Below are 17,703 nucleotides of genomic sequence, written 5' to 3'. Positions count from 1 at the left end.
ATATTACGTCAGCTGGTAATGACGATCGGGAAGAATTTTTGCTGGAATTTCTGCTTCATCGTTCATCTGTAACAGGTCAATTTCAATAGCGTTGCAGATGGCATCCAGCGGTAAATCATTGTTTTCAATACCGAAGGGATCTTCCAGTTCTTCCGCCAGACAATCCAGCGAAATAAAAGTGTAGGAAATCAGCACAGAGATAAAAGGCGTCATGTAATGCAGATCCACGACCAGCGCGAACGGCAGCATGATACAAAACAGATAAACGGTACGATGCAAAATCAGGGTGTAGGCAAAGGGAATTGGCGTGTAGGCAATGCGCTCGCAGCCTGCCAGAACCGCTGAAATATCGTTAAGCCGATCGTTGAGGCTAATAAACAGGATATCTGAAAGCTGTCCATTGCGTCGCTGAACCGCCAACCACTCCCCCATTATCAACAAAATACGGTTAGCTGGAGTGTTTGAAGCCAGTACACGCTGAAGATCTTCAGTCTTGAGATAATGTGCCAGCACTTCCGCCTGTGGTTGTTTGCGTAATGTCATGCGTAAACAGTGGGCGAAGGCGATTTGCAGCCGTGCAAACTCCCTTACACTTGCCGAATCCGGCAATGTCGTTTTTACCTCGCGCAGTAACGACCGAGAGGCAATCATCAACTGCCCCCAAAGTTTTCGCGCTTCAACGTAACGGGCGTACCCGGCATTATTACGAAAACCAAGAAAAATGGCGATGGCGACACCGAGAATGCTGAATGGTGCGAGGGTAAATTTAATACCCAGATGCGTGTACCAGGGCAGCATGAAAATAACAGCGATAGAAAAGAGAAAATTGAGTAGTAAGCGCGAGGATATCTTGGATAATACTGAACCGTGCCAGACAAAAATACGGCGCAGCCAGTGTTGTTGTGGACGAACGATCATGGTTATCTTCAGGCGTGGAAAAGTCGCCCTATTAAACGTGATTACGCTCACATTCTCAAGACACTACTTACAAATTACCTACAAGCTTACAACATTAACAGGTGCTGCATGTGGCACCTGTTAATGATAAAGGCACATAGGATGTTGTAACTAATATAGTGAAATAAGAAACCCGGTCGAAACCGGGTTCAGAGTATTAGCACAACGGACGTACAGCTTCGCGCATTCCTTTTTCGAGAATCGCATCCAGGTCATTAGCAACCTGCTCGACCAGACCTGGCACTTGCGTCAGGTCCTGCTCCCAGTGGTCTTTTTCAGCCAACACAATAGCAACCAGTTCCTGGGTGCCGATAACACGGTCACGATGCTGGCTCCAGAGTTGCTGATAACGTTCCAGCCAGTGGGCATCGTCCTGTACCGGATATGTTTCTCCGTTACGCTCACCGCGATAAAACGCAATCAATGCCGCTAATGCGAAAGTAAGGCGCGCCGGAAGTGTGCCGTTTGCCTTCTGCCCTGCCAGCAGCTGCGGCAGGATACGGGTGCGGAACTTGGTCATACCGTTAAGCGCGATAGACAGCAGCTGATGCTTGATGTACGGATTACGGAAACGTCCGGTGACTGCACTAGCGAAAGATTCCAGTTCATCACGAGGCAAATCCAGTACCGGAATAATCTCTTCGTAGATGGCTTTTTCAACGAATGCACAAATTTCAGCATCGTTCATCGCTTCACCTACAGTATCCAGCCCTGCCTGGAACGCCACCGGCACCAGCGCCGTGTGTGCACCGTTGAGGATTGCCACTTTGCGCTCTTTATACGGTTTAATATCGTCAACAATCAGCACGTTGAGCGGATATTTGTCCAGACGCAGCTCAGTCGCTAAGGATTTCGGCCCCTGAATCACAAACAGGTAAAAGTGTTCAGCGGTGTCGAGGAAACCATCGTGATAACCCAGTTCTTCTTCCAGTTTAGCCACTTCATCACGCGGATAACCGGTAACGATACGGTCCACCAGCGTAGAACAGAAGCTGTTAGCCTGATCCAGCCATTGAATAAATGCTTCTGGTAGTGCCCACTCTTGCGCGTAGCGCAGCACCAGTTCACGCAGTGCATCGCCGTTATAGTCGATCAGTTCACATGGGATGATGATCCAACCTTTATCCTGCGCTCCGTTGAAATGGCTAAAGCGTTCGAACAGCAGACGGGTCAGTTTTGCCGGATAACTTACCGCTGGCGCGTCATCGAATTTATCGCCCGCATGGTAGCTGATACCCGCTTCGGTGGTGTTAGAGAAAACAAAGCGTATTTCCGGGTTGTGCGCCAGTTTCAGGAATTCATCGTATTCACTGTAGACGCTGATTTCACGATTAACCGAGCGAATCAGACGCGCGTCGCTGACCGCCTCCCCCTTCTCATTCAAACCACGGATAATGGTGGTGTACAGACCATCCTGCGTGCTCAATGACGGCGGGAATGAAGTTTCAATCGGACGAACAACGACCACGCCAGAATTCAGATCGGTGTGCTCATTCAGGAGATCGATTTGCCAGTCAACAAAGGCGCGCAGGAAGTTACCTTCACCAAACTGAATGATACGTTCTGGATACTGTGCACCGGGAAAATCGCGACGATTTAGTGTTTTCACAATGGGTTCCCTTCTGATTAGTCATACAACCTGTTTGAATTGGTACGACAGGTTAGCAAACTTTAATACGCCGAACCCCTGTTTTGATCAACTCCTGATGATTAATGAGCAGTTTTATGAGAAAAGTGTGGCGCGGATCATGGTTTAATCGAGGAACTACGCCTTTTATTCGCTCAATAAAGTGGTAGAACACATTCCGTTAAAATCACTCTGCATGAATAAAGATGTCAGACAACTTCCTCACCGTAACGCATAGTGCTGGTACGGTTGCGCCCATCTTTCTTCGAGCGATACAGACATGTATCGGCTTCGACCATCAATTTATTAAAGTCATCGGTCAGCGTTCGGTACGATGCGCAACCACTACCGACGCCAATACTTACCGTGAGATAAAGCGTTTTTTGTTGCCAGGTGAACGGTTGCAGTTCAACGCCTTTACGGATTTTTTCCGCCATTAGCAGACCATCGACAGGATTCACCGATGGCACTGCAACAGCAAATTCTTCGCCGCCCATTCGCGCCACCAGCCCCTTATCACCGACAATCTTCTGAATATGCTGGGCAAACACGCTTAACACTTTATCGCCACATTCATGTCCATAGTTATCGTTAATGCTTTTGAAATAGTCGATATCAAGCAGCATGACAGTCAGATGTTTTGTCTGTTTCAGCGATGGACTTTTCAGCGCCTCATAAAGACCGGACCGTGAGTAAACCTGAGTCAGAAAATCAAAGTCGGCTCGCAGCGCAACTTGCTTCATTAGCGAATTGATCGCTGCCACGCTAAAAGAAACCATAATTGGGCATATCGCCATCGTGGCAATACCGAGACGTGCGGAGAACATTTCTGGAATAGAGAACGGCGAACCGACCGAGATATCAATCACCGAATTTGCCACCAGTACGATTTCCACCGCACCGGTGACAAAGGTCAACAGACATGTTACCTGCGGCGTATAGCGCACTGCACACCAGATTAATGCAGGCAGCGGGAACGCCAGACTCCCCGCTCCGCCAATGACTACCGAGGCAACAACCGACACAATAAGCGCGATAGCGGGCATCATCTGTTCTGCTTTAAAGCGCGGCAGCACTCCAGGAATTGCCAACGTCAGCATACAAGGCACGATCAACACGCCCGTTGAGAATTGCTCACTGAACCAGTCGGCAAGCAAAGGCCAGAAATCCAGACTATCAATACTGACCGAACCAATCGCCCCGACAATAGCGCATAATAATGCGGCAATCAGACAGTAATTAAATAGCCGTAAGGCACTTACTGGCTCGTACTTATTTTTCCCCAGACGCTTATCCCGCGCGACCAGTAAGGCGACGGTAACAATAAACATCATATTGGAGAAATTGATAGCCAGTGAAACCAGCCCCCATTCGGTGGTTATGGCATCATAAACCAGCATTGCCACATAACTGATCGCATAGTAACGCAGTCGATTAAGCCAGACATAGCGGGCAAACACCCCTGCCATTACGCCATTCAGCGGCCAGAAAAGAGAAAGTTCGTGAACCAGCCGTAACTCTGCACCAATAAAATAGAACAGCGTGGTTAGCACAAAAATAGCGATGCTATTACGTAGCAGATGACCTTCCTGGAACAAACGGAAAGTTGAAATGGGCTGTACATGCATTAATTATCTGTCCATACAATTGCGGGTGGCAATTATCTCAACGTAATAAGTAAATTCTCATAAAGGATAGCATGTTCGCTGACAGCGGCGGCAAATAAAGATATCCTGGGAATGCTATTTTATCGTTTTCCGCAATTATCATGGCTGATTCATCTGTATAACCAACCAGTGATAGATTACCGACACGATATAACGTTGTTGTTCCTCGCTTAACGAAACACCCTGCGGAATGTTATGCCACTTAGCCAGACAACCGCGACAACAGGTTGCAGTGGCGTGCTGAGCGATAAACACCGGATGCCCGCGCATGGGGGTTTGCTTACCGTCGTTAGCCGGTAATGCCGGAGCAAGACGTTTAGAGACAAAATCCGCCGCATGTTGTTCGATGACTGGCGCGCCTTTCTCCAGACAATACTGACGCTCTTTCACACCCAAACGAAAGCGAGAGCGAAATTTTGAACGGGATAAACGCGCGAAGAGTGGATCGAGAGACTGCATTAATAAACCGAACGCCCTAATTGTTTCGTCAATTGTTCAAGGACAGCAATGCCCGCAAGCGAGTTACCGGCATCATCCAGTTCCGGGCTCCAGACTGCGATGGCCATTTCATGCGGAACAATCGCCACAATACCGCCACCAACGCCAGATTTCGCTGGTAGTCCCACCCGCCAGGCAAACTCCCCCGCATTCTGGTACATGCCACTGGTCGCCATCAGCGCGTTAATTTGCCGCGCCTGCATTGGCGTCACCACAGGTTCATCAATATGAATAGCATTCCCCTGATTAGCCAGAAAGACAAACGTCCGGGCCAGCTCTATACAGCTCATTTTCAGAGCGCAGTAATGAAAGTAGTTTTGCAGAACGGTTGTCACGTCATGATGGAAATTGCCAAACGACTTCATCAGCCAGGCGATAGCCGCATTTCGCGCGGAGTGTTCAAATTCGGAACGCGCTACCACCGTATCGTAGGAAATATCAGACACACCGCTTAAGCCGCGCACGACTTCCAGCATACGTTGCCGAGGAGCGCTTAATCGCCCTTGCAACATATCGCAGACCACCAGCGCACCGGCATTAATAAACGGATTACGCGGAATACCCTGCTCCATTTCCAGTTGCACTAAAGAATTGAACGGTGATCCAGACGGATCTTTGCCGACGCGTTGCCAGATTTCCTCTTCGGAGTAATGACGCATGGCGACAACGAGACTCAGCACTTTGGAAATAGACTGAATGGAAAAACGTTCTTGTGCGTCTCCGGCCTGAAAAAGCTGTCCGTCAACGGTACAGATAGCAATGCCCAGCCGGGAACCGTCTACCGTAGCCAACGCCGGAATATAATCCGCGACTTTACCCTGACCAATGAGCGGCCGCACTTGCCGCAAGATGTTTTCTAAAATTGCATTATCCATGGCGACTGCCACTTTCTACTCCTGGACCGCAGGTCTGAAAAGACCTGCGAGTATATCAGAGCTGAATATGTAGCGTCAGATCCGGTCTTTCCACACCGTCTGGATATTACAGAACTCATGTAAACCGAAATGGGAAAGTTCACGACCAAAGCCACTCTTCTTCACGCCACCAAAGGCAACTCGCGCATCACTGGCACAATAACCATTGATAAACACGCCACCGCATTCCAGACGTGCCGCCATCTGTCTGGCCCGTGTTTCGTCGGTGCTGAAAATGGTCGCTGAAAGGCCGAACTCGCTATCATTAGCCAGTTCCAACGCATGTTCTGCATCCTTTGCAATAGTGATTGCCGCAACGGGGCCAAACATCTCTTCCCGAAAAGCAGTCATTTCTGGTGTGACATTCGACAGAACCGTTGGCGGATAGTAGTTACCTGCCCCAGCCAGCTTTTCCCCGCCCAGTAACAAACGTGCACCTTGAGCCAGAGTTTTTTCTACCTGATGATGCAGCTCATCACGTAAATCAAAACGAGCCATTGGTCCGAGAGCGTTCTCTTCGTCACGGGGATCGCCCATTTTCAAGGCTGCCGCAGCTGCCACAAAACGTTCGGTAAATGCCGAAGCAATTCCCTCTTCGATAATAAAGCGTTTTGCCGCTGCACAAACCTGTCCAGTATTCTGATAACGTCCGGCTACCGCCGCTTTCACCGCAAGTTCCAGATCGGCATCGTTAAGTACAATAAACGGATCCGAACCGCCCAGTTCAAGTACGCATTTTTTCAGTGCTGCCCCTGCCTGTGCGCCAATAGCCGCTCCCGCACGAACACTTCCGGTCACCGTGACTGCAGCAATGCGCGAATCTTTAATCATCTGACTCACACCGTCATTGTCGGCATTCAGCCAGCCATATACGCCTTGCGGGATCCCCGCATCTTTAAACACCTGGGCAATGAGCTGTGCACAGCCCGTCACATTCGGCGCATGTTTAAGTAAGTAGCCGTTACCTGCAAGAATGATGGGAACAGCGCCACGCATCACCTGCCATAACGGAAAATTCCACGGCATAATCGCCAGAATCGTCCCCAACGGTCGATACTCAATAACCGCCTGCTGATTTTCCACCAGCGTAGGTTCCGCCTTCAGCATCGCCGGACCATGTTCTGCATACCAGTCACACAAATTCGCCGATTTCGCCACTTCAGCACGCGCCTGGTTGATCGGTTTGCCCATTTCACGGGTGATCATTTGCGCCATTTCTTCGCTACGGGCGCGCAGAGCCTTACCGATATCACGCAGTTTTTCAGCACGATAATCTATATTTGTCTCGCGCCAGTCGCGAAAGCCTGCTGCCGCCAGCTGAAGTGCGTTTTCTATATCGTCAGCGCCAGCCCACGGCAGCACAGAAAGTTGTTCACCAGTGGCAGGATTTATCGAAATTGCATGGGTTGCCGGAGTAATGGTCATCGGGGTATCTCCTTTATGGGTTATGGTAAAAAGATACGCAGATTTACTCTTGCTTGAAAATGAATAATATTAAGCCACTTATTCACGAATTGAGAATGCCATGGATCTGACCCAACTGGAGATGTTCAACGCGGTTGCCGAAGCTGGCAGCATTACCCAGGCTGCAGCAAAAGTGCATCGCGTGCCGTCGAATCTCACTACCCGTCTACGCCAGCTGGAAACAGAACTGGGGGTTGATCTGTTTATTCGCGAGAATCAGCGTTTACGTCTCTCGCCTGCCGGGCATAACTTTTTACGCTATAGCCAACAAATTCTCGCGTTAGTGGATGAAGCGCGGAGCGTTGTCGCTGGCGATGAGCCGCAAGGTTTATTTTCTCTTGGTTCGTTGGAAAGCACCGCTGCAGTGCGCATTCCGGCCACGCTGGCGGAATTTAACCGTCGTTATCCCAAAATTCAGTTTTCACTTTCCACCGGCCCTTCCGGCACTATGCTGGAAGGGGTGCTGGAGGGAAAACTGAATGCGGCGTTTATTGATGGGCCCATTAACCATACTGCCATTGACGGGATACCGGTGTACCGCGAGGAGCTGATGATTGTCACGCCTCAAGGACATGCGCCAGTAACCCGTGCCAGTCAGGTGAATGGCAGTAACATTTATGCATTCCGTGCCAATTGTTCGTATCGTCGCCACTTCGAGAGCTGGTTTCATGCTGACGGTGCCGCTCCGGGAACTATCCATGAAATGGAGTCGTATCACGGTATGTTAGCCTGTGTGGTTGCGGGTGCGGGCATTGCACTTATCCCACGCTCAATGCTGGAAAGTATGCCGGGGCATCACCAGGTTGAAGCGTGGCCGTTGGCTGAGCAATGGCGTTGGTTAACAACCTGGCTGGTCTGGCGTCGCGGTGCGAAAACGCGTCCTCTTGAAGCGTTTATTCAACTGCTCGATGTGCCTGACTCAGCAAAACAGTCTTCCCAATGAGCTATTTTTGATAGTTCTTGCAGCTCATATGCTCTATATAGTGATGTTCCGATGACTTATGACTATATGGGGCAAATATGGTTACGCCAGTAAGCATCAGCAATTTCATCTCACTTCCTGATGATTTTCCCGTTCGCAATATTGCACCTCAGGTAAAAGAAGTTTTGAAGGATTTTATTGATGCGCTCAGCATTATAATATGTGATGAGGAGTGGCGTACGTCTTTAAATATCAATTCAAACACCAAAAAGATATTCAATAATCTTGATAACCTATCTTATATACAGAGGACAACTTTCCGAGATAACGACACGCTATACAATGAAAAGGTTCAATTTAAACTCACGTATCCTGTTAAGAATGGAAGACATAAAGAAAACATTGAATTTCAGGTAGTAATAAATTTAAGCCCTATTTATTTAGATAATTTTCGCCACGATGGGGAAATTAATATTTATTGTGCTCCCGACCCAAAGCCTGTCACTATGGGTCGGGCCTTTCAGACCGGCGTCGAGCGTGTGCTCTTTCTGTTTCTTAATGACTTTATTGAACAATTTCCAATGATCAGCCCCGGCGTCCCCATCAAAAGGTCTCATACTCCACATATTGAACCTCTTCCTCCTGAGCATCATACCGCTGCAGATTACTTACGTCAGTTTGATTTATTCGTACTGAACTTTATCTCTCGTGGTAATTTTGTCATACTCCCCCGACTATGGAATAAGCCGCAGGTCCACAGGTGGTTCGCGAATAAAAACCCAAACTTAATCACCGCCATCTACGACATAAAGGATAGCCCATTAAAAGAGGAGTTATTACAAAACCTCATGGATTCATTAGGTTCTAACAAACAAGTACTACCTGAAGTTTGTATCTGCTTTTTATCGCTTTTATCAAACAAAGAAATACCTCACTTTCAGAGTCTATTCTTATTTTTTACAAATATGTTATTGCACTTTCAAATTTTTATGAAACCTAATGAAAATGACCTGAATGATGTGTTGATACCGGCATTATTAAGTGAAGATAAAAGTATCCATCGTATGGCACGCAAGATTTTAAAACTTTTTGTAAAAAATGAAATTCCGCCCAAAATTAGTAACGAAGAACTACTGGACAACAGGCCTCGTTCCCCTGTGAGGCCATCTTTACCATCAGCCACCAAAACGCCAGACCTTCCTGATCGTCATTAAAATGTGATGTTACCGACTCTCTGACGCGGAACAGAATCAGCGTCAGAGAAACGAAAAACGCGATCCAGATCACAAATGCATTGTATTCACATCATTAACCGTTTTAAGATCATTTTATTACTTTTCGCAACTCACCCGATAATCTGTTATGACAACAAACACTGTTTCCCGCAAAGTGGCGTGGCTACGGGTAGTTACGCTGGCAGTCGCCGCTTTCATCTTCAATACTACCGAATTTGTCCCTGTTGGCCTGCTTTCTGACATCGCACAAAGTTTCCATATGCAAACCGCTCAAGTCGGTATCATGTTAACCATTTATGCATGGGTAGTGGCGCTAATGTCATTGCCTTTTATGCTAATGACAAGCCAAGTTGAACGCCGCAAATTACTGATCTGCCTGTTTGTGGTGTTTATTGCCAGCCATGTACTGTCTTTTTTGTCGTGGAGCTTTACCGTTCTGGTGATCAGTCGCATTGGTGTAGCTTTTGCACATGCGATTTTCTGGTCGATTACGGCGTCTCTGGCGATCCGTATGGCTCCGGCCGGAAAGCGAGCACAGGCATTGAGTTTAATTGCCACCGGTACAGCTCTGGCGATGGTATTAGGTTTACCTCTCGGGCGCATTGTGGGGCAGTATTTCGGTTGGCGTATGACCTTCTTCGCGATCGGTATCGGGGCATTTATCACCCTTCTGTGCCTGATTAAGTTACTTCCCTTACTCCCCAGCGAGCATTCAGGGTCGTTGAAAAGCCTTCCGCTATTGTTCCGCCGCCCGGCATTGATGAGCATTTATTTGTTAACTGTGGTGGTTGTCACCGCCCATTACACGGCATACAGCTATATCGAGCCTTTTGTGCAAAACATTGCGGGATTCAGCGCCAACTTTGCCACGGCATTACTGTTATTACTCGGTGGTGCAGGCATTATTGGCAGCGTTATTTTCGGTAAACTGGGTAATCAGTATGCGTCTACGTTGGTGAGTACGGCGATTGCGCTGTTGCTGGTCTGCCTTGCATTACTGCTACCTGCGGCGAACAGTGAAATACCCCTCGGGGTGCTGAGTATTTTCTGGGGGATCGCGATGATGATCATCGGGCTTGGTATGCAGGTTAAAGTGCTGGCGCTGGCACCAGATGCCACCGACGTCGCGATGGCGCTATTCTCGGGAATATTTAATATTGGAATCGGCGCTGGCGCGTTGGTAGGTAATCAGGTCAGTCTGCACTGGTCAATGTCGATGATTGGTTATGTGGGCGCGGTGCCTGCTTTTGCCGCGTTAATATGGTCAATCATCATTTTTCGCCGCTGGCCAGTGACACTCGAAGAACAGACGCAATAGTTGAAAGGCCCATTTGGGCCTTTTTTAATGATACGTTTTAATGATTTCCAGGATGCCGTTAATAATAAACTGCACACCCATACATACCAGCAGGAATCCCATCAGACGGGAGATCGCTTCAATTCCCCCCTTGCCCACCAGCCGCATAATTGCGCCAGAGCTGCGTAGACTTCCCCACAAAATAACCGCCACCAGGAAAAAGATCAGCGGCGGCGCAGCCATCAGTACCCAATCAGCGAAGGTTGAACTCTGACGCACAGTGGACGCCGAGCTAATAATCATCGCAATGGTTCCCGGACCGGCGGTACTAGGCATTGCCAGAGGTACAAAGGCAATATTGGCGCTGGGTTCATCTTCCAGCTCTTCCGACTTGCTTTTCGCTTCCGGTGAATCAATCGCTTTCTGTTGCGGAAAGAGCATCCGAAAACCGATAAACGCGACGATTAAGCCGCCTGCAATTCGCAGACCGGGAATCGAAATGCCAAATGTATCCATCACCAGTTGCCCGGCGTAATACGCCACCATCATGATGGCAAATACGTACACCGAGGCCATCAACGACTGACGATTACGTTCAGCACTGTTCATGTTGCCTGCCAGGCCAAGAAATAACGCGACAGTTGTTAATGGGTTAGCTAACGGCAGTAACACCACCAGCCCCAGGCCAATTGCTTTAAATAAATCTAACATTGGTGGTTGTTATCCTGTGTATCTGGGTTATCAGCGAAAAGTATAAGGGGTAAACAACGATAAAGTGTCACTCTTTAGCTAGCCTTGAATCGCATTGACCAAAACTTGAACCGATTTAGCAAAACGTGGCATCGGTTAATTCATTCATTTGACTTATACTTGCCTGGGCAATATTATCCCCTGCAACTAATTACTTGCCAGGGCAACTAATGTGAAAAGTACCAGCGATCTGTTCAATGAAATTATTCCATTGGGTCGCTTAATCCATATGGTTAATCAGAAGAAAGATCGCCTGCTTAACGAGTATCTGTCTCCGCTGGATATTACCGCGGCACAGTTTAAGGTGCTCTGCTCTATCCGCTGCGCGTCGTGTATTACTCCGGTTGAACTGAAAAAAGTGTTGTCGGTCGACCTGGGAGCGCTGACCCGTATGCTGGATCGCCTGGTTTGTAAAGGCTGGGTGGAAAGGTTGCCGAACCCGAATGATAAGCGCGGCGTACTGGTAAAACTTACCACCAGCGGCGCGGCAATATGTGAACAATGCCATCAATTAGTTGGCCAGGACCTGCATCAAGAATTAACAAAAAACCTGACGGCGGACGAAGTGGCAACACTTGAGCATTTGCTTAAGAAAGTCCTGCCGTAAACAAAAAAAGAGGTATGACGATGTCCAGACGCAATACTGACGCTATTACCATTCATAGCATTTTGGACTGGATCGAGGACAACCTGGAATCGCCACTGTCACTGGAGAAAGTGTCAGAGCGTTCGGGTTACTCCAAATGGCACCTGCAACGGATGTTTAAAAAAGAAACCGGTCATTCATTAGGCCAATACATCCGCAGCCGTAAGATGACGGAAATCGCGCAAAAGCTGAAGGAAAGTAACGAGCCGATACTCTATCTGGCAGAACGATATGGCTTCGAGTCACAACAAACTCTGACCCGAACCTTCAAAAATTACTTTGATGTTCCGCCACATAAATACCGGATGACCAATATGCAGGGCGAATCGCGCTTTTTACATCCATTAAATCATTACAACAGCTAGTTGATAACGTGACAACGTCACTGAGGCAATCATGAAACCACTTTTATCCGCAATAGCAGCTGCGCTTATTCTCTTTTCCACGCAGGGCGTTGCGGAACAAACCACGCACCCGGTTGTTACTTCCTGTGGCAATGTGGTGGTTGTTCCTCCATCACCGGAACAATCACCATTTGATTTTAACCACATGAGCACAGGCAGTGATAAATCGGATGCGCTTGGCGTGCCCTATTATAATCAACACGCTATATAGTTTATTCTGGCCCCGACATCTCGGGGCTTTTTAGCCTCTCACTTTCACTGCTTTACGCCACCGCATACCAAACACATTGATATATAGCCCGGTCATAATGAGCACCGCACCAAAGAATTGCAGACCCGTTAAGCGTTCATCCAGCAATAGTGCCGCACTTGCCAGTCCTACTACGGGCACCAGTAACGATAACGGTGCAACCCGCCAGGTTTCATAGCGTCCCAGTAACGTCCCCCAGATCCCATAACCAACAATTGTCGCCACAAACGCCAGATACATCAGAGACAAGATGGTGGTCATATCGATAGTGACCAGACTGTGAATCATGGTTGCGGAACCATCGAGAATCAGCGAGGCAACAAAGAAAGGAATGATCGGGATTAATGCGCTCCAGATGACCAGCGACATCACTGCCGGACGCGTTGAGTGTGACATGATTTTTTTATTGAAGATATTGCCGCACGCCCAACTAAATGCTGCCGCCAGGGTCAACATAAAGCCGAGCATCGCCACATGCTGACCGTTAAAACTATCTTCGATTAACACCAGTACGCCAAAAATCGCTAACGCGATCCCCGCCAGTTGCTTACCGTGCAGCCGTTCGCCAAAAGTAAACGCACCGAGCACAATAGTAAAAAACGCCTGAGCCTGTAATACCAGTGAGGCCAGCCCAGCAGGCATACCAAAATTTATGGCACAGAACAGAAAGGCAAACTGCGCAAAACTGATGGTTAATCCATACCCCAGCAGCAAATTCAGTGGTACTTTCGGTCGTGCGACAAAAAAGATGGCCGGAAAAGCGACCAGCATAAAGCGCAAACCGGCCAGCATCAGCGGTGGCATGTTATGAAGCCCCACTTTGATGACCACAAAATTTAGCCCCCATACGACCACTACCAGTAGCGCCAACACCCCATCTTTTCGCGACATTCTACCGCCTCTGAATTTCATCTTTTGTAAGCAATCAACTTAGCTGAATTTACTTTTCTTTAACAGTTGATTCGTTAGTCGCCGGTTACGACGGCATTAATGCGCAAATAAGTCGCTATACTTCGGATTTTTGCCATGCTATTTCTTTACATCTCTAAAACAAAACATAACGAAACGCACTGCCGGACAGACAAATGAACTTATCCCTACGACGCTCTACCAGCGCCCTTCTTGCCTCGTCGTTGTTATTAACCATCGGACGCGGCGCTACGCTGCCATTTATGACCATTTACTTGAGTCGCCAGTACAGCCTGAGTGTCGATCTAATCGGTTATGCGATGACAATTGCGCTCACTATTGGCGTCGTTTTTAGCCTCGGTTTTGGTATCCTGGCGGATAAGTTCGACAAGAAACGCTATATGTTACTGGCAATTACCGCCTTCGCTAGCGGTTTTATTGCCATTCCTTTAGTGAATAACGTGACGCTGGTGGTGCTCTTTTTTGCCCTTATTAACTGCGCCTATTCCGTTTTTGCTACCGTGCTGAAAGCCTGGTTTGCCGACAATCTTTCGTCCACCAGCAAAACGAAAATCTTCTCAATCAACTACACCATGCTCAACATTGGCTGGACAATCGGTCCGCCGCTCGGCACGCTGTTGGTGATGCAGAGCATCAATCTGCCCTTTTGGCTGGCAGCTATCTGTTCCGCGTTTCCCATGCTTTTCATTCAAATTTGGGTAAAGCGCAGCGAGAAAATCATCGCCACGGAAACAGGCAGTGTCTGGTCGCCGAAAGTTTTATTACAAGATAAAGCACTGTTGTGGTTTACCTGCTCTGGTTTTCTGGCTTCTTTTGTTAGCGGCGCATTTGCTTCATGCATTTCACAATATGTGATGGTGATTGCTGATGGGGATTTTGCCGAAAAGGTGGTCGCGGTTGTTCTTCCGGTGAATGCTGCCATGGTGGTTACGTTGCAATATTCCGTGGGCCGCCGCCTTAACCCGGCTAACATCCGCGCGCTGATGACAGCAGGCACCCTCTGTTTCGTCATTGGGCTGGTCGGTTTTATTTTTTCCGGCAACAGCCTGCTATTGTGGGGTATGTCAGCTGCGGTATTTACTGTCGGTGAAATCATTTATGCGCCGGGCGAGTATATGTTGATTGACCATATTGCGCCGCCTGGAATGAAAGCCAGCTATTTTTCCGCTCAGTCTTTAGGCTGGCTTGGTGCGGCGATTAACCCATTAGTGAGTGGCGTAGTGCTAACCAGCCTGCCGCCTTCCTCGCTGTTTATCATCTTAGCGTTGGTGATCATTGCTGCGTGGGTGCTGATGTTAAAAGGGATTCGTGCAAGACCGTGGGGGCAGCCCGCGCTTTGTTGATTTAAGTCGAACACAATAAAAATTTAATTCAGCCTTCGTTTAGGTTACCTCTGCTAATATCTTTCTCATTGAGATGAAAATTAAGGTAAGCGAGGAAACACACCACACCATAAACGGAGGCAAATAATGCTGGGTAATATGAATGTTTTTATGGCCGTACTGGGAATAATTTTATTTTCTGGTTTTCTGGCCGCGTATTTCAGCCACAAATGGGATGACTAATGAACGGAGATAATCCCTCACCTAACCGGCCCCTTGTTACAACTGTGTACAAGGGGCCTGATTTTTATGACGGCGAAAAAAAACCGCCAGTAAACCGGCGGTGAATGCTTGCATGGATAGATTTGTGTTTTGCTTTTACGCTAACAGGCATTTTCCTGCACTGATAACGGATCGTTGACACAGTAGCATCAGTTTTCTCAATGAATGTTAAACGGAGCTTAAACTCGGTTAATCACATTTTGTTCGTCAATAAACATGCAGCGATTTCTTCCGGTTTGCTTACCCTCATACATTGCCCGGTCCGCTCTTCCAATGACCACATCCAGTGGCTCTTCAGGAAATGCGCGACTCACACCTGCTGTCACGGTAATGTTGATATGCCCTTCAGAGTGTGCGATGGCATGGTTATCCACTAACTGGCAAATTCTGATACCTGCACGACATGCTTCTTCATCATTAGCCGCTTTGACAATAATGATAAATTCTTCGCCCCCGTAGCGATAAACCGTTTCGTAATCGCGCGTCCAACTGGCTAAGTAAGTTGCCAGGGTGCGTAATACTACATCGCCGATTAAATGCCCGTAGGTATCATTAACCAATTTAAATCGGTCAATATCCAACAACATTAAATAAAGATTCAGAGGTTCAGCGTTGCGTAACTGATGATCAAAGGATTCATCAAGAACCCGACGCCCCGGCAAACCCGTCAAAACATCCATATTGCTACGGATCGTCAGCAAATAAATTTTGTAATCGGTTAATGCCGCAGTAAAAGAAAGCAACCCTTCCTGAAAAGCGTCGAAATGCGCGTCCTGCCAGTGATTTTCAACAATAGCCAGCATTAATTCCCGACCACAGTTATGCATATGTTGATGGGCAGAATCCATTAGCCGAACGTAAGGTAATTCATCGTTATCGAGTGGCCCCAGATGATCAATCCACCGACCAAACTGGCACAGTCCATAAGAATGGTTATCCGTTATTTCTGGCTTACTGGCATCTCTCGCGACCACGCTGTGAAACATACTCACCAGCCACTGGTAGTGGGCATCGATAGCCTTATTGAGATTTAACAAGATGGCATCAATTTCCGTTGTCTTCTTGATCATTGCCACTCCTTTTTCACAGTTCCTTGTGCGCGCTATTCTAACGAGAGAAAAGCAAAATTACGTCAATATTTTCATAGAAATCCGAAGTTATGAGCCATCTCTGAGATAACATTGTGATTTAAAACAAAATCAGCAGATAAAAAAGTGTTTAATTCTATAAATTAACTCTGCATTATCGCAATTAAGAGGATGACAAATAGCATAACCCAATACCCTAATGGCCCAGTAGTTCAGGCCATCAGGCTAATTTATTTTTATTTCTGCAAATGAGTGACCCGAACGACGGCCGGCGCGCTTTTCTTATCCAGACTGCCGCTAATGTTGATCATCTGGTCCGGCTGAACTTCTCGTCCATCAAAAACAGCAGCAGGAATAACAACATTAATTTCACCGCTCTTATCGCGAAAAACGTAACGGTCTTCTCCTTTGTGAGAAATCAAATTACCGCGTAGTGAAACCGAAGCGCCATCATGCATGGTTTTTGCGAAATCAACGGTCATTTTTTTTGCATCATCGGTTCCGCGATAGCCATCTTCTATTGCATGAGGCGGCGGTGGCGCTGCATCCTGTTTTAAACCGCCCTGGTCATCTGCCAACGCATAAGGCATGACAAGAAAACTTGCTAATACAATGGCCTGAAATTTCATACTAACTCCTTAATTGCGTTTGGTTTGACTTATTAAGTCTGGTTGCTATTTTTATAATTGCCAAATAAGAATACTGCCAATTGTTATAAGGCATTTAAAATCAGGCAACTAGCTGTCAAATATTCAGAGAATTTTACTCACTAAAGTTAAGAAGAAGATTAAAGAGTCTTAAACTCATTTTCAGAATAATCGGATTTATAAATTTGAAAATTATTATAACGGAAGAGTATACAGAAAAAGTAAATTACCTTTGTAAATAATAGCGTGGACAAACAACAGTGAACATTAATAGAGATAAAATTGTACAACTTGCAGATACCGACACTATTGAAAACCTGACATCCGCGTTGAGTCAAAGACTTATCGCGGATCAATTACGCTTAACTACCGCCGAATCATGCACCGGCGGTAAGTTGGCTAGCGCCCTGTGTGCAGCTGAAGATACACCCAAATTTTACGGTGCAGGATTTGTTACTTTCACCGATCAGGCAAAGATGAAAATCCTCAGCGTAAGCCAGCAATCTCTTGAACGATATTCTGCGGTGAGTGAGAAAGTGGCAGCAGAAATGGCAACCGGTGCCATAGAGCGTGCGGATGCTGATGTCAGTATTGCCATTACCGGCTACGGCGGACCGCAGGGCGGTGAAGATGGTACGCCAGCGGGTACCGTCTGGTTCGCGTGGCATATTAAAGGCCAGAAATACACTGCGGTTATGCATTTTGCTGGCGACTGCGAAACGGTATTAGCTTTAGCGGTGAGGTTTGCCCTCGCCCAGCTGCTGCAATTACTGCTATAACCAGGCTGGCCTGGCGATATCTCC

The 17,703-nt window shown here is 47.5% G+C and carries 20 protein-coding genes; 10 read left to right on the top strand and 10 right to left on the bottom strand.

All coding sequences use genetic code 11. The features are described from left to right. Positions 1-3 precede the first annotated feature (3 nt). The 6 genes from FQ015_RS04480 to sad form a co-directional block, all read right to left on the bottom strand. Complete coding sequence (locus FQ015_RS04480) at positions 4-918, bottom strand: bestrophin family protein (RefSeq protein ID WP_001353193.1); 915 nt, start codon at positions 916-918, stop codon at positions 4-6. 196 nt (positions 919-1,114) lie between these two features. Next, positions 1,115-2,566, bottom strand: a complete 1,452-nt coding sequence (gene uxaB / locus FQ015_RS04475; protein ID WP_160523749.1) for a tagaturonate reductase — start codon at positions 2,564-2,566, stop codon at positions 1,115-1,117. A gap of 227 nt (positions 2,567-2,793) precedes the next feature. Then, positions 2,794-4,212 carry a sensor domain-containing diguanylate cyclase gene (locus FQ015_RS04470; protein WP_160523748.1) on the bottom strand — a complete coding sequence of 473 codons (1,419 nt, stop codon included), beginning with the start codon at positions 4,210-4,212 and terminating at the stop codon, positions 2,794-2,796. A 138-nt stretch (positions 4,213-4,350) separates the two neighbouring features. Continuing rightward, a complete protein-coding gene (locus FQ015_RS04465) occupies positions 4,351-4,710 on the bottom strand; it encodes a DUF4186 domain-containing protein (RefSeq protein WP_001191038.1) in 360 nt (119 codons plus the stop codon). After that, positions 4,710-5,636: a glutaminase B gene (gene glsB, locus FQ015_RS04460; RefSeq protein ID WP_160523747.1), complete on the bottom strand. Its 927-nt coding sequence runs from the start codon at positions 5,634-5,636 to the stop codon at positions 4,710-4,712. The genes FQ015_RS04465 and glsB overlap by 1 nt, the downstream gene beginning before the upstream one ends. A gap of 63 nt (positions 5,637-5,699) precedes the next feature. Further along, positions 5,700-7,088, bottom strand: a complete 1,389-nt coding sequence (gene sad, locus FQ015_RS04455) for a succinate-semialdehyde dehydrogenase (RefSeq protein WP_160523746.1) — start codon at positions 7,086-7,088, stop codon at positions 5,700-5,702. Between the two features lie 100 nt (positions 7,089-7,188). Between sad and ptrR the strand changes: the two genes are divergently transcribed. The 3 genes from ptrR (at position 7,189) to ydeA (ending at position 10,602) form a co-directional block, all read left to right on the top strand. After that, positions 7,189-8,070, top strand: coding sequence for a putrescine utilization regulator PtrR (gene ptrR, locus FQ015_RS04450; protein ID WP_160523745.1), 882 nt, complete (start codon positions 7,189-7,191; stop codon positions 8,068-8,070). A gap of 77 nt (positions 8,071-8,147) precedes the next feature. Continuing rightward, positions 8,148-9,263 carry a putative protein YneK gene (gene yneK / locus FQ015_RS04445; protein ID WP_160523744.1) on the top strand — a complete coding sequence of 372 codons (1,116 nt, stop codon included), beginning with the start codon at positions 8,148-8,150 and terminating at the stop codon, positions 9,261-9,263. 148 nt (positions 9,264-9,411) lie between these two features. Continuing rightward, positions 9,412-10,602: an L-arabinose MFS transporter gene (ydeA, locus tag FQ015_RS04440; RefSeq protein WP_160523743.1), complete on the top strand. Its 1,191-nt coding sequence runs from the start codon at positions 9,412-9,414 to the stop codon at positions 10,600-10,602. A gap of 24 nt (positions 10,603-10,626) precedes the next feature. On the opposite strand, the gene marC is transcribed toward ydeA, so the two are convergent. Then, positions 10,627-11,292 carry an NAAT family transporter MarC gene (gene marC / locus FQ015_RS04435; protein WP_000885028.1) on the bottom strand — a complete coding sequence of 222 codons (666 nt, stop codon included), beginning with the start codon at positions 11,290-11,292 and terminating at the stop codon, positions 10,627-10,629. 211 nt (positions 11,293-11,503) lie between these two features. Between marC and marR the strand changes: the two genes are divergently transcribed. Genes marR through marB form a run of 3 tightly spaced genes read left to right on the top strand, consistent with a single transcriptional unit; the run spans position 11,504 to position 12,592 of the window. Beyond that, positions 11,504-11,938 carry a multiple antibiotic resistance transcriptional regulator MarR gene (marR, locus tag FQ015_RS04430; protein WP_000843424.1) on the top strand — a complete coding sequence of 145 codons (435 nt, stop codon included), beginning with the start codon at positions 11,504-11,506 and terminating at the stop codon, positions 11,936-11,938. 20 nt (positions 11,939-11,958) lie between these two features. After that, the gene (marA, locus tag FQ015_RS04425) at positions 11,959-12,342 is read left to right on the top strand and encodes an MDR efflux pump AcrAB transcriptional activator MarA (protein WP_000091199.1); all 384 of its coding nucleotides are present in this window, start codon (positions 11,959-11,961) and stop codon (positions 12,340-12,342) included. A gap of 31 nt (positions 12,343-12,373) precedes the next feature. Continuing rightward, positions 12,374-12,592, top strand: a complete 219-nt coding sequence (marB, locus tag FQ015_RS04420) for a multiple antibiotic resistance protein MarB (RefSeq protein WP_160523742.1) — start codon at positions 12,374-12,376, stop codon at positions 12,590-12,592. 30 nt (positions 12,593-12,622) lie between these two features. Here marB and eamA read toward each other — a convergent pair whose 3' ends face one another. Beyond that, a complete protein-coding gene (eamA, locus tag FQ015_RS04415) occupies positions 12,623-13,522 on the bottom strand; it encodes an O-acetylserine/cysteine exporter (protein ID WP_032184269.1) in 900 nt (299 codons plus the stop codon). A 194-nt stretch (positions 13,523-13,716) separates the two neighbouring features. Between eamA and ydeE the strand changes: the two genes are divergently transcribed. From ydeE to mgtT, 3 genes are all read left to right on the top strand, one after another. After that, complete coding sequence (ydeE, locus tag FQ015_RS04410; protein WP_095157822.1) at positions 13,717-14,904, top strand: efflux MFS transporter YdeE; 1,188 nt, start codon at positions 13,717-13,719, stop codon at positions 14,902-14,904. Positions 14,905-15,030: 126 nt separating this feature from the next. Then, positions 15,031-15,126: a protein MgtS gene (gene mgtS / locus FQ015_RS04405; RefSeq protein WP_000901367.1), complete on the top strand. Its 96-nt coding sequence runs from the start codon at positions 15,031-15,033 to the stop codon at positions 15,124-15,126. After that, on the top strand, positions 15,126-15,230 hold the full coding sequence (mgtT, locus tag FQ015_RS24100; RefSeq protein WP_212734532.1) for a hypothetical protein: 105 nt from the start codon (positions 15,126-15,128) through the stop codon (positions 15,228-15,230). Before mgtS ends, mgtT begins: the two co-directional genes overlap by 1 nt. A 114-nt stretch (positions 15,231-15,344) precedes the next feature. On the opposite strand, the gene dgcZ is transcribed toward mgtT, so the two are convergent. Continuing rightward, positions 15,345-16,235: a diguanylate cyclase DgcZ gene (gene dgcZ / locus FQ015_RS04400; RefSeq protein WP_088541879.1), complete on the bottom strand. Its 891-nt coding sequence runs from the start codon at positions 16,233-16,235 to the stop codon at positions 15,345-15,347. Between the two features lie 254 nt (positions 16,236-16,489). Then, positions 16,490-16,882 carry a YdeI family stress tolerance OB fold protein gene (gene ydeI, locus FQ015_RS04395; protein WP_000671737.1) on the bottom strand — a complete coding sequence of 131 codons (393 nt, stop codon included), beginning with the start codon at positions 16,880-16,882 and terminating at the stop codon, positions 16,490-16,492. A 278-nt stretch (positions 16,883-17,160) separates the two neighbouring features. Between ydeI and FQ015_RS04390 the strand changes: the two genes are divergently transcribed. Next, positions 17,161-17,679 carry a 2-oxo-tetronate isomerase gene (locus FQ015_RS04390; RefSeq protein ID WP_160523741.1) on the top strand — a complete coding sequence of 173 codons (519 nt, stop codon included), beginning with the start codon at positions 17,161-17,163 and terminating at the stop codon, positions 17,677-17,679. Positions 17,680-17,703 lie beyond the last annotated feature (24 nt).

This window comes from Escherichia sp. HH26CH, from assembly GCF_009820205.1.
In the GTDB taxonomy this organism is placed as follows: Bacteria; Pseudomonadota; Gammaproteobacteria; order Enterobacterales; family Enterobacteriaceae; genus Escherichia; species Escherichia coli_F.
This window is presented reverse-complemented; position numbering and strand designations above follow the sequence as displayed.